Origin of the sequence: Bradyrhizobium sp. Leaf396, assembly GCF_001424605.1 — a bacterium.
In the GTDB taxonomy this organism is placed as follows: Bacteria; Pseudomonadota; Alphaproteobacteria; order Rhizobiales; family Xanthobacteraceae; genus Bradyrhizobium; species Bradyrhizobium japonicum_C.
In genome coordinates this window covers 356,891-369,518 of sequence record NZ_LMQJ01000034.1, presented here as the reverse complement: position 1 = coordinate 369,518, position 12,628 = coordinate 356,891, and the positions used below count along the sequence as shown (strand labels likewise).

The 12,628-nt window shown below is 63.7% G+C and carries 6 protein-coding genes, 1 tRNA gene and 1 pseudogene; 5 read left to right on the top strand and 3 right to left on the bottom strand.

The annotated features are described in order from the left end of the window. Positions 1 to 207 precede the first annotated feature (207 nt). The 5 genes and pseudogenes from ASG57_RS26345 to ASG57_RS39445 all read left to right on the top strand — a co-directional run. Positions 208 to 1,056, top strand: coding sequence for a hypothetical protein (locus ASG57_RS26345; protein WP_057198160.1), 849 nt, complete (start codon positions 208 to 210; stop codon positions 1,054 to 1,056). Further along, positions 1,049 to 1,414 carry a hypothetical protein gene (locus tag ASG57_RS26340; protein WP_057198158.1) on the top strand — a complete coding sequence of 122 codons (366 nt, stop codon included), beginning with the start codon at positions 1,049 to 1,051 and terminating at the stop codon, positions 1,412 to 1,414. The genes ASG57_RS26345 and ASG57_RS26340 overlap by 8 nt, the downstream gene beginning before the upstream one ends. 17 nt (positions 1,415 to 1,431) lie before the next feature. Further along, entirely contained in the window at positions 1,432 to 3,180 is a 1,749-nt protein-coding gene (locus ASG57_RS26335) for a type IV secretion system DNA-binding domain-containing protein (RefSeq protein WP_057198156.1), read from the top strand. A 116-nt stretch (positions 3,181 to 3,296) separates the two neighbouring features. Continuing rightward, complete coding sequence (gene mobF / locus ASG57_RS26330; protein WP_057198154.1) at positions 3,297 to 5,942, top strand: MobF family relaxase; 2,646 nt, start codon at positions 3,297 to 3,299, stop codon at positions 5,940 to 5,942. 359 nt (positions 5,943 to 6,301) lie between these two features. Continuing rightward, positions 6,302 to 7,378, top strand: a pseudogene (locus ASG57_RS39445) (recombinase family protein); the annotation flags it as partial. A 558-nt stretch (positions 7,379 to 7,936) separates the two neighbouring features. Here ASG57_RS39445 and ASG57_RS26325 read toward each other — a convergent pair. The 3 genes from ASG57_RS26325 to ASG57_RS26315 all read right to left on the bottom strand — a co-directional run bounded on the left by ASG57_RS26325 (position 7,937) and on the right by ASG57_RS26315 (position 12,515). After that, positions 7,937 to 8,013: transfer RNA gene (locus ASG57_RS26325), tRNA-Arg, on the bottom strand. A gap of 351 nt (positions 8,014 to 8,364) precedes the next feature. Beyond that, on the bottom strand, positions 8,365 to 9,408 hold the full coding sequence (locus tag ASG57_RS26320; RefSeq protein WP_024336902.1) for a sensor domain-containing diguanylate cyclase: 1,044 nt from the start codon (positions 9,406 to 9,408) through the stop codon (positions 8,365 to 8,367). Further along, on the bottom strand, positions 9,408 to 12,515 hold the full coding sequence (locus tag ASG57_RS26315; RefSeq protein ID WP_057198152.1) for a bifunctional diguanylate cyclase/phosphodiesterase: 3,108 nt from the start codon (positions 12,513 to 12,515) through the stop codon (positions 9,408 to 9,410). The genes ASG57_RS26320 and ASG57_RS26315 overlap by 1 nt, the downstream gene beginning before the upstream one ends. Between the last annotated feature and the right edge of the window lie 113 nt (positions 12,516 to 12,628).

The window sequence follows — 12,628 nt, the reverse complement described above, 5'->3', positions numbered from 1 at the left end:
CCCCAATCTGGGGAAGCGGATTGCGGAAGGGAAGCTCGAACTCGGCTCATAACCATTTGATTCTATTACCGGAAGTGCAACGACTAGCTCTGAGGCGGATGATCTGAGTTAGCTCCCGCGCAATTAGTTCATTCATTTCCGAGACACGCCCGCTCGCAGGAGCTCCCTTGGGCTGGGATCGCTAGTGATCCCTGCCGAGAGGAGCTCATGTCGAAGAAGATTCGTGATCGCGCCGCCGGCTTGCCGCTGCCGATGAGGTTGCCGGCGGCCACCGTCATTACACAGGACAAGGGCGGCGACGGAAAAAGCCTGATCGGCCACGCTATGTCGGAACGCGCGCGGGTCGCGGGCGTCCCGATCGGTGTCGTCGAGGTGGACACCCAAGGCAAATCGCTGGCGATTCTGGGTCCGCACGTGGTGTCGATCGCGACCGACGCCAAGGTGGCGCGGCGCGATCCTGGCGCCGCGTTGCGCGCCCTGACGCCGCTCTATGACACCCTCGAGACCACGGCCAAGGCGGGCGGGCTCGCGGTGGTCGAGTTCGGCGCCAATGAGGCTGCAAGAGGCGCTTTGTGGGCGGGAATGGTGGACCTGCAGGAAGACCTCGATGCCCTTGGGGTCGAGGTCTTCATCGTGACCCCGTTCACCGCCCAGGCAGAGTCGATGCGGCGGGGCGCGAAGTCGGCTCAGAGCTTTCTTGAGGTGTTGCCGAAGGCGCACCTCGTTCTGGTCGAGAATCAGCGTGATGGCGCCGTGAACGATCTGCATCCCGCGAGCGATGCCGCAGAGGCCTATCGCAGCTTGATCATGCCGCTCGCCAAGAACGCGACCACAATCCGCATGCCGATGATCGAGGCGGGCAGCTGGCGGCCGTTCGAGGCGCTCGGCGTGCGCCTCGTCGATGCGGTGACGATGACGGTCGACGAGATCATGAAGGTGACGGGCCTGCCGCGGCCGGAGGCCAAGATCGTCCGCGGCGACGTCGCAGCTTGGTGCGCCGAAATGTTCGCCGAATTCGACAAGCTGATCGTGTTCGAGGGGGAAAAGAATGGCTAGTCAGGAGTTTGATGAAGCCGTCGCTGCGGCCACGGCGGAGGCGTCTGGCAGCCGCAAACAGCTCGGCTGCAACTATGCCATCGAGTTCAGGCAGAACCCGGACTGGTTCGATCCGCGCAAGCTGATCGCACTTGGCCGCGAGGGGTTATCGTCCTTTGCCGCCAGCATGAAGCTGCCGACGCGTGGGCTGGAATTGCCGAATGAACCGCCGGTCGAGGCGAGAGATCCCAACGACGTCGATGGTGGCTGGACCGGGAAGCAGATGGTGCCGCTCCCCTTCGAGATCTCCGCATTCCTGCTCGGATCCATGGGCGGGATCGGCGTCATCTTCGGCTGCGCGCTCCTGTTCACGCACTGACAACAAGGAAGATAGCAATGACCGATTCTATTCGGCCGTTCCGGCCCGCGCTGCTGGCCGCGCTCGGTGCCGGGATCTTGACCTTCGTCGCCGGTTTCTTCTCGCTGTTCTTGATCGCGCCGCCGACCGTCGAGGTGCTGTTTCATGGCCAAGTCAGCCTTGCGAGCAACGTCGCACTTCACGAAATCCTCCAGAACCTCTGGGGTCACCGCTGCACGCATTTGAGCTGGCCGGTCGTGTGCCGGTTGCACTGGGTGAAGGCGATTGCCGAGCAGCTCTGGGATTCGCCGATGGGAGCGAATCGCCTTGCCACCATCGGGCTTGGCATTGCGGCTGCAAGCGGCTTTGCCTTTGTCTTCGCCTACGCCGACACGCCGACGGTCGAGGCCCTCACGGTCATGCGCGGTCGCCGCGTCCAGACCGGAGCCTACGCGCTCCGCGCCCTGCGACATGCGATCCGGCGCCTCGGCAAACCGCAGAAGAACGATCTGTGGCTTCTTCCTGAGGTGCAGTTGAATGCGGCTTCGACTGCGCGGAACCTTTTGCTGGCCGGAACTCAGGGCTCGGGCAAAACTGGCTTACTAAGAGCCTTCGCTGCGCAGCAACTCAACAACTCCTCCGGTCGAATGTTCGTATTTGACGCGAAGGGCGATATGCTGGCCGGCTGGCCGGGGGAGCCGATGATCCTCGTTGCTCCTCAGGATGCGCGCAGTTGGGCGATCGACATCGGCCGCGAACTCACGAACCCGCTCGTTGCAATGGAATTCGCCGCGAAGTGCGTTCCCATCTCCGAGCAAGACCCGATGTGGGCGCACGGCACGCGGAGCGTGCTCGCCGACATCGTGATGGCGCTGCGCGCGCGCTCGGGCGGGGCGTGGGGCTGGGGCGACCTCGCCGAGGCTGGGCTTTCTTCTGCCGCAGAAGTCCGGCAGATGCTGGTTGCGACCGGCGGCAAGAGCGCCTCGCTCTTGAATTTCGGACAGGATCCCGAGGAGAATCGCACCGTCATGTCCATCTTGATTACGCTGTGGGTGACCGTGTTGTCGGTCATCGAGCCGCTCGCGCGCGCGTGGTCGGATGTGGACGCGTCGCAGCGCTTCACCGTGCGCGACTGGCTGGCGACGCATTCGCAGTTGCCGCGCACGCTGCTGTTCCAGAAGTCGAGCGACTTTCCGGAGCTATCCTCGACGGTCGGCAGTTTTCTGGCCGAGCGCGTGGCAGCCGCCGCACTCGCCCCCGTTCGCCGCAACGCCAGGACAGAACCGCTGACCATGCTGCTCGACGAATTTCCGGAGGTGCCGATCGAGCGTCTGCCCCGCCTCCTCGCGCTCGGCCGCGAGATGCACGTGACCACCATTGCCACCGTCCAGGACCTCGGTCAGATCACAGCGCTCTTCGGACCGGAGCAAGGCTCCGTCGTCGAGAGCCGGTTCGGAATCCGGCTCGTTCTTCGCCTCGAGCCCGGCGAGACGGCGAGGCGAATCTGCGAGGTTTGGGTCGGACGGCGTCAGGTCCGGAAACGCCGCGATGCCACGGCCGACGAACTCGCAAGAGGGATTACAAAACCCATGGAGATTGTTTGGGAAGACACGATCACTCCGGACTTCCTGTCGGACGGCCTCGGCGTCTTCGATACCTCGGACGGCAAGATGATCCGGGTTCTCGTGACCGGATTTCCGACGCTCGCCATCATCGACGTCCCGCTGACGACCTGGGCGGACCGCCGGGAAGCGCACGTTCCGGCGGCATGGATGACTGAAGCCTGACCGAGCTTAGCCGCTGACCGAAGCAGAGTGCGGGTGAAGCGCGAAAAGTTCATTCATTTCCGAGACCGCGAGTTCCAGCAGTTCTAATTGGAAAGCCTCCTCATGGGGGCTTTCTCTTGGTTGCGACCTGGAATCCGGCGGCGGCAAGCTCGTACTACACGCGCCAGCGTGAGACGAGCTATTACGCCGGCAGCAACGAGCCGCCCGGTGTTTGGTACGCCCCGGCGGGGGACTTCGGCGTTGTCGACCGCGCGCCGGTCGAACCTGAGACCTTCGAGCGGCTGTACCACGCCGTCGACAAGGATGGTCGGCCGCTCCTCGACCAGGTTCGCCGGCACAAAGAGCGCACGCCCGGTTTCGACGTCACGCTGAGTGCGCCGCGCTCGGTGTCGCTCGTCTGGGCGTTTGCATCGTACGATACAAGGCGCCTGATCGAAGCAGCACAGGAAAATGCCGCGAGAAGCACGCTCGCGATGCTGGAGCGCGAAGCGGTTTGGGCGCGGCGCTCGCGCAACGGCGCCTTCCTGGAAAAGGTCGCGCTCACCTCTGCAACGTTTCGGCATGGCGAGAGCCGACCGGCTGAACACGCAGATGGCCGCGTCTTCGGCGATCCAAATTTGCACACGCACTGTGTGTGTCTGAACCTCGCAACTCGCAGTAGCGATTTGACCGTAGGTGGCCTGCATTCCAAGATCATCCGCGATTTCAAGATGGCGGCGGGCGCCACCTATCATGCCGCGCTCGCGCATGAACTGCAGGCGATCGGCTTTCAGATTGATCGCATCGGGAAGAACGGCGTGTTCGAGATCGCCGGCGTCGACGACACGATCATCAAGTATTTCAGCGCGCGGCGCCAGGAGATCGAAGGCGAACTCGCTGAACATGGTGTCGTCAGCAGCCAGGCGACGGCGCTGGCCGCCGCCATCACGAAGGCGACGCGGAGCGCGAAGCAGGAGAACAAACCGCATCAGCGGGAAGAAATCTGGCGTGAGTCCGCGCGAGCCCTCGGCATCGAGGTCGAGACGTTCACCGAGACCCTGAGGGATCCGACGCGGGCGCTTGATCGCGAGGCCGCTGAGCAGTTGTTTTCGGAGCGGCTGGCGGTCCTGCCCGCAGCTCTCACCGAGCATGAGAGCGTGATCGAGCGCCGAGAGCTCGTTCGCGCCGTCGCCGCCGTTCTGGTGGGCACCGGTTTGCCCGCAGTACGCGCCGATACCGAGGTCGATCGCCTCCAGCACCAGGGTCAGGCCGTCGAGATCGGACGCGATCCGCTGGGCCTGCCCTGCTACTCCACTCCCGAGATGCTCACCATTGAGCGCGAGATCGTCGATCGGTCGCAGCGTCTTGCGGCACGCTCCTGGCTCACCATCACCCCCGCGCAGATCGTCGATAGCTGCAAGTCGAGGGGACTCACGGCTGAACAGACCGACGCTGTACTTGCTGCGACCTCCAGCTCCGCGATCGCCGTTGTCGCGGGTGCCCCTGGCTCGGGCAAAACCACCACCTTGGTGCCAGTGGTCGACGCCTACACGAACCTTGGGTGCCGAGTCATCGCGACCGCTACGGCGTGGCGGATCGCCAACATGTTGCGCGACGATCTCGGTATCGAGGCGCGCGCCACGGCGTCTTGGATCGAGCGAATCAAATCCGGCGAGAAAGTCCTCGATGATCGCACCGTACTGATCGCGGACGAGGCCGGCCTCCTATCCTCGCGCGAAATGCACGTTCTGCTCGGGGCCGTGGAAAGCGCTGGCGCCAAGATCGTCCTGGTCGGCGACCGCCGGCAGCTCCAGGCAATCGGCGCCGGACCCGGTCTGGACCTCGTCACACGGGCGGTCGAAGCCGCGCGGGTCGACACCATTGTTCGCCAGCGAGAACCCTGGGCCCGCCAAGCGATTGCCGCATTTGGGCAAGGCCAAGCCGCAACCGCACTGCAGGCCTTTGCCGACCGCGGCCTCCTGATCGAGGCGCACGGCGGCAAAGCCGCGCTTACCGCAGTGCTGGACGCGGCAGATCGAGTCCAGGCGGATGATCCAAGCGCCTCGGTCCTGATTGTCGCCAAGTCCAACGCGGCCGTCACGGCGATCTCGCGCGGAGCGCGCGAGCGCCGCAAGGCCGCAGGTCTCATCTCGGGCCACGAGGTCTCTTTCGTAGCGGCCACGCCATCGGGTCATGCAACGGAGATTTCGTTGGCCGCGGGCGACCAGGTCAGGTTTCTCGTGCGCAACGACGAACTCGGCGTCGTCAACGGCACTGCTGCGACGGTGGTGCGGGTCAGCGAAGCGACCTGCTCCTCTGGAGGAGCAAGCTCCATCCGCGTCGAGGCTAGGATCGGACAACGCTGCGTCGCCTTCGACCCGATGCAGTTGGCCGATGCGCAGGGGCGACCGCGTCTCGGCTGGGCCTATGCTTCAACCGTCTACGGCGTACAAGGCTTGACCGTCGACAACGCGGTCATCTACGTCGATGGCAATTGCAATCGCTACGATGCCTTCGTCGCCTCGAGCCGGGCGCGAGATCAGAGCATCCTGGTGGTCGATGCCAAGGCCATCGATCGACAGTTGGCTTGTGAGCTGCCGTTCGATCGGCAACGCGACAGCCTCGTGTTTGCGGACGCTGAGCGACGCTCCTGGCTGGCCGAACGCCTCTCCCGGGCGGTGCCCAAAATCTCTACACTGGACGTGATCGAGGGCGCAAAGCCACTCGAACGCAAAGTCGAGCAGGCGCGCCAACCGCGGCGGGAGCTCAGCCATGAGCTCTAGGCGAACAGGCGCTTCTCCATTGCCCGACTCGCGGGGTCGGAACCCAGGAAGAGCTGCGCCGGATGGTCGTCGATGTGTAGCTTCGACTCTTCCGCCAACGAAGAAGCGAGGACGTCGTCAGCCGGAAGCCGGCGACTTCCAAGTGTCATGCGAGTTGCCGCACCTGCCGCCGATCTCAGACAAGGAGTTGCGCGCCGTCGAGATCTTGCTCGGAAGCGAATTGCGGGATTTGCTCGCGGATAGCATGAATAGCGAAGATTGATTTTACAGCAAAGTAAACGTTGACAGAGAGCCTCGTCAGCGGTCGAATCAAGTCTCAAATCGTTGCAATGATCATTGTCTGATCGAAGATATCTTCCATGAACAAGCACATGTTTCGCAACTCGATCTCGAAGCAGCCCGACGCAACGAAGCGTGTTGCAACCTATTACCGTGTGAGCACGGGACGACAGTATGCCAACGAGGCGTCCATCCCGAGCCAGCGAAAAATCACATCAAGCTTCTGCGATCAAAACAACTACATCGTTGTTGAAGAATTCGTCGAGGCAAAGACCGCGACCGACGATCGCAGGCCGGTGCTGCAGGAGATGATCGACCGCGCTTGCGCGCCAGATCATCCGTACGATGCGATCGTCTTCTATGCTTTCAACCGGTTCTTCCGCAACGTCGCCGAGATGGAATTGACCATTCGCAAGCTGCGCAAGAACGGCGTCGAGGTGGTCTCGGTGACCCAGCCGACAGGCGATGATCCTAGCCAAATTCTCGTGCGCCAGATTATCGGGGCCTTCGACGAACACACCTCCCGCGAAATCTCCAAGAACACTTCCCGGGCGATGCGGGAGTCGGCCCGGCAGGGGTTTTGGAACGGAGCGACTCCACCGCTCGGTTACAAAATCGTCGAAGCGGAGCGCCGCGGCCAGAAGATTAAGAAGAAGCTCGATACGGATCCCGTCGAAGCCGAAACCGTCCGTCTCATCTTCGCGCTCTATCTTGATGGTGACGGCACGACTGGACCGCTCGGCGTCAAGGAGACGACGAAATGGTTGAACGGCCGCGGCTACCGCACGCGGCGCGGTGCTACCTTCGGCGTCGGGCCGGTGCACAAAATCCTGACCAATGCCTGTTACGCGACCGGTGAATGGCCGTATGGGGTGCGCAGCTCGCGCGATGGCCGAAAGCACGACCCCTCGACGGTCATCAAAATTCCGGTGCCGATCTTGATCGAACGGGCCGACTTCGACCGGGTGCAGGCGAAACTGGCTAAGAGCAATCCGAAGACGACCCCGCCGCGCGTGATCAACGGCCCCTCGCTCCTGACGGGGATCGCAGTCTGTGCGTCCTGCGGCGCCGGAATGACGCGTACGGGTACGACCAACCGACAGGGCAGGTCGTACTCGTACTATTCCTGCGCGGGCGCGCAGCAAAAGGGAAAGACCGTCTGCAAGGGGCGGCACATTCCCGTGGGGACTCTGGACGAGATCGTCCTGACCAACCTCAAGCAGCGCGTGTTGGCGCCCGACCGGATCGCAGACCTCCTGACATCGCTGATCGAGCGGCAGACGGCCAAGAGCGCCTCCGCCGACCAGAGGTTGCTTGACCTGCAGCGGGAGCTGAGCGATGCTGAGGATCGGCTGAAGCGGCTCTACCGCTCGATCGAGGACGGCATCGTCGAACTCGACGACATTCTGCGGGAACGTACCGCCACCCTCAAATCCCAGCGGGAACGCGCCAAATCGGCGCTGGACCGAGCCCGCGCCCAATGCGGCGCCGCAGCCGCCATCGATGCCGGGAAGATTGACGCGTTCACGCGGCTGATGAACGAGAAGCTTGATACCGCGGAGACCAACGCCCGGAAGGGCTACATCCATTCGATCATCGACGCTGTCGAAGTCGACGACAAGGCCATCCGGATTCTGGGCAGTAAGGATATTCTCCAAGCCGCCATTGCCGGCAAACAGATCGAGAACGGAAATGTTCGTGGTTTTGTACGCAAATGGCGCGCCCGACACGATTCGAACGTGTGGCCTCCACCTTCGGAGGGTGGCGCTCTATCCAGCTGAGCTACGGGCGCATCGATATTCAGATAGTGTCCGAGATCGACCACGGTCAATCGCGAATTCTAGAATCGACATGGCTCAAACGACGCGGGCTAAAGCCTCGCCGATCATCGCCATTCGTACTCCACAACCTCCTTTCGGTTTGCTTCCGTGGTGCTTCCGCGACCTCGAATGCGATTTTCGTGCTTCCTTCGAGTTTCGCCAATCGCTTGGTTTCACTCGTTTTTTACGACACCCTCGACCATCAGAAAGAGCTTGCATTTGCCTTCGGAGGGCAACGCTCTATCCAGCTGAGCTACGGGTGCAGAGAGGCTTCATGTAGCCGATTGGCGCGGGGCGGGCAACCGCTTCTCGCCGGATCGGACTCAAGCCATCTTGCGCCGGAAGGGCGCCGGAACCGCTGCGGCCTCCCGGCCGATGGCGGCGAACTCGGCCAGGACCTGTTCGGCGCAGATGACGCGGTTGCGGCCGAGCCGCTTGGCGACATAAAGCGCCTCGTCGGCGGCGCCCAGCAGCCGGTCGGCACTGCCGTCGGCGCTAACGGGAATGTGGCTGGCGACACCGACACTGAGGGTGACATGGTCGCCGGCGCCCAGGGCGCCGTGGGCGATCTGCAAGGCCATGACGGCGCAGCGGATCGCTTCGGCGACGCTGCAGGCGGCGTCGCAATCCATGTCCGGCAGGATCAGGGCGAACTCCTCGCCGCCGTATCGGCTGGCGAAGTCGAGCGGGCGCATGGCGTGCCGGCTCACGGCCGCGGCGATCGCGCGCAGGCATTCGTCGCCGCTCTGGTGGCCGTGGTGGTCGTTGAACAGCTTGAAATGGTCGACATCGACGAACAGCAGCGCCAGCGGCTTCTGCGTGCGCTGGGCGCGGGCCCATTCGCTCGTCAGCATCTGGTCGAAGGCGCGGCGGTTCGACAGGCCGGTCAATCCGTCCTTGGTGGCGAGCTCCTTCAGTGCCATCTCGGCGCGCTTCTGGTCGGTGAGGTCGCGCAGCGTCTCCACCACCGCGATCAGGTTGCCGGCCTCGTCGTGGATCGGGCCGGCGTCGATGGCGAGGTAGAGCTGGCTGCCGAGCTTCGGCATCACGCACCAATTCTCCGCGGAAAAGCCGAGCCCGTTATGGCCGCGCGCAGCGTATTCCGAATAGTATTCCGGGAGCTGCTCGGGCCGGTCGAGCGCGACGAGGTCTGCGAGGCAGGGGCGCTTCGTCTCATAGAAGGCCTGCCAGTGCTTGCTGGTGCCGATCACTTCGGCCGCGGCGACGCCGGTCAGCCGCTCGCAGGCCCTGTTCCAGATCACGACGCGACGTTGCGGGTCGATCACGAAAGTCGGCACCACCAGGTGCTGCATCAGCCGCACCGCGTAGGAATCCGCGACGTCGACCGCTTTGCGTGATCTTGTCATCAAGCCACCGCCGCCACCGGCCCGGTATCGCCGCCGAACAGCTTTCGCACCTCGCTGGCCGGCTTCGGCGCGCTGAACAGATAACCCTGCATCTCGGTGCAGCCGAGCGTGCGCAGCATCTCGCGCTGCGCTTCGGTCTCGACGCCTTCGGCGACGGTGGTCATGCGGCTGGCCGCGGCGATGTTCACCACGGCCTGCACGATGACGGGCGAGCCGCTCGCCTCCGCGATATCGGCGACGAAGCAGCGGTCGATCTTGATCTTGTCGAACGGGAAGCGCTTGAGGTAGCTGAGCGAGGAATAGCCGGTGCCGAAATCGTCCAGCGCGATGCGCACGCCGATCGAACGGAGCTGATGCAGGATCGAGAGCGCCGCCTCGTCGTCGCGGATCAGCACGGCCTCGGTGATCTCGAGCTCCAGCCGGCGCGGGTCGAGCCCGGAAGCGGCCAGTGCGCCCGCGATCCGCAGCGCCAGCGTGTCGCATTTGAGCTGCACCGGCGAGACGTTGACCGCGACGCGCACATGCGTCGGCCAGGTCGCGGCCTCGTTGCAGGCCATGCGCAGCACCCAGTCGCCGAGCTCGGTGATCAGGCCGGTGTCTTCGGCGACCGGGATGAACTCCGCCGGCGAAACCATGCCGCGCTCGGGATGACGCCAGCGCAGCAGCGCCTCGCAGCCCGAGACTTCGCCCGAGCGCAGGTCGACCAGCGGCTGGTAGTGAATCTCGAAGCCGCCGTCCACCAGCGCCTGCCGCAGGTCCTGCTCCATGCTCAATCGCGCCTTGGCGCTCGCATCCATCTCGGGCTCGAAGAAGCGGTGCGTGCGTCGCCCCTCGGCCTTGGCGCCGTACATCGCAAGATCGGCGTTCTTGACGAGCTGGTCGAGATCGTCGCCGTCCTGCGGCGCGAGCGCGATGCCGATGCTGGCGTCGGTGGAGAGCTGATGGCCGGAACAATGATAGGGCTGTCGGATTGCCCCATAGATCCGTTTCACGAACGAGACCACCTCGGCCGGTGACTGGACCGCGGTCTGGATGACCGCGAACTCGTCGCCGCCGAGCCGCGCGATCAGGTCGCCCTGCTTGAGACAGCTTCGGATGCGGCCTGCGATGGCCTTCAACAGCTCGTCGCCGACGTGGTGGCCGAGCGAATCGTTGATGCCCTTGAACTCGTCGACATCGATGTAGAGCAGCGCGAACTGATCCCCGTCGGCGACCTTTGCCAGCTCGCGTTCGATCTGCTCCCGGAACAGCGTGCGGTTCGGCAGGTCGGTCAGCGCATCGTAATGCGCCATATGCGCGATCTTTTCGTCGGCGCGTCGACGCTCGGTGACGTCGTCGATGACATGGATGAGGTAGCGCGGCTCTCCCGTTTCGTCGGGAATACCGATCCTGGTCGAGGTGATGTAGCGCAGACCCGTACCAGGCATCTGCCAGGCGTGCTCGTCCTTGAACAATCCCTTGGCCGAATTTAGCGCGCGGCTGTCGTCTTCGGTGATGCGGGCGGCCGGCGCCTCGGGGAAGACGTCAAAGGCAGTCCTGCCTACGACTTCCTGGCGAGACCGGCCGAAGAGCTGCTCGGCGACGCAGTTGAGCAGCAGATATTGGCGCGTGCGTGCGTCCTTCACGGTGATCTGCGAAGGGATATGGTCGATGATCTCGCGCAGGAAGGTGTGGTTGCGATCCCGCTCCTGCTCCAGCTTGCGGCGGTCGGTGATGTCTTCGATCGTGGCCACCCACCCGCCCTGTGCGAGCGGGGTGTTGATGACCTGGAAGGCGCGGCCATTGGCGAGCTGATGAACTCTCGTGGAGACCCTGCCCTCCGCGACGATCCTCATGACCTCGGCGCAGAATGCCTCGACGTCGCCGTCGAACGCGCCACGCTCCTTGCGATGGCGCATCGCCTCGCGGATGTGGCAGCCAGGCTTGATGACGTCGTGGGACAGGCCGAACATCTCGGCGTACCGGCGGTTACAGATGACGATGTAGCCGGCGGCGTCGTACAGGATCAGCCCTTGCGACATGTTGTTGAGCGCCGTGTCGAGCTGCATCCGCTTTGCTTCGATCCGTTCCCGGGCCTCACGATTCTGACGGCTGATCTGGCGGATGATGAAATAGAGGATCAGTGCGATCACCGCCGCCGAAAATCCGGCGGTCGCGACCAGGAAGCCGGTCTGCTGCCGCCAGTCGACGAGCGCTGCGTCGGTGGTGGTGGTGGCGATGATGACGAGAGGGAAGTGCTTCAGCGACGCCGCCGAGCCGAGCCGTTGCTCACCATTGACCGGACTGTTGCCGCGCAGCGTGTGCTGGCCGCCCTCGGCCAACACCTTCTGCATCAGCGGCCCATCCTTGAAGTTGCGCCCGATCAGCTCTTCGACGTGCGGATAGCGCGCCAGCATTTTGCCTTCGCGGTCGAACAGCGAGATTGCCGTGCCCTCGGCAAGCGCGACGGACGCGAAATACTTGTGGTAGCTGTCCGGATCGATCCGGCGCACCATTGCGCCCAGGAACGACCCGTCGGCGCTGTTCAACCGTCGTGCGACGACGGTGGTCCATTTGCCTATGATGAAGCTGCGGACGGACTCCAGAATGACCGGTTCGGATTGCGGATTGGTCTTGAAGGCCTGAAAGTAGCCGCGGGAGGAAACGTTGATCTTCGGCAGCGGTTGAGCCCGCGACCAGCTAATCAGCTCGCCATCGGCGTCATAGATGGCGATGTCACCGAGATAGGATACGGAGCTGATCTTGCTGCGCAGCATCTGGCTGGTGGCGGGACCTGACATGCGCTCGCGGAACATTGCGGGCGAGGTGATCTCCTCAAGGTTCATCTGCGCGATCAGATCGGCGGCGACGACGTCGGAATCCTCGAACTGCTGATCGAAGTGCCGCGCGATCAGCTGCACCGTGTTTTCCAGCTCGCGTTCGCGGTTGGCGAGGGTGCGTTCTCGGAATTCGCCGACGGCCATGGCCGTGACGGTGAAGATGCCCGCGACCAGCAATACGCCGCACAGGGTCAGCCACAGGACAGGACCACGCCGCGTCAAGGCCTCCCAGCCGTTCCTCGCGGCTAGAGACATTCCGGCGGTCACCATGGAAAAGACCTGGCGCATTCCCTCTCCTTGGAGGGAGAGGAATACACCGCACAAATGGCGCAAACCTTAGGAAAACCAGTTACCTAAGGATTAATCCAGTTGCGCAGCCTGGCCGCATGCATCGGAGCGGG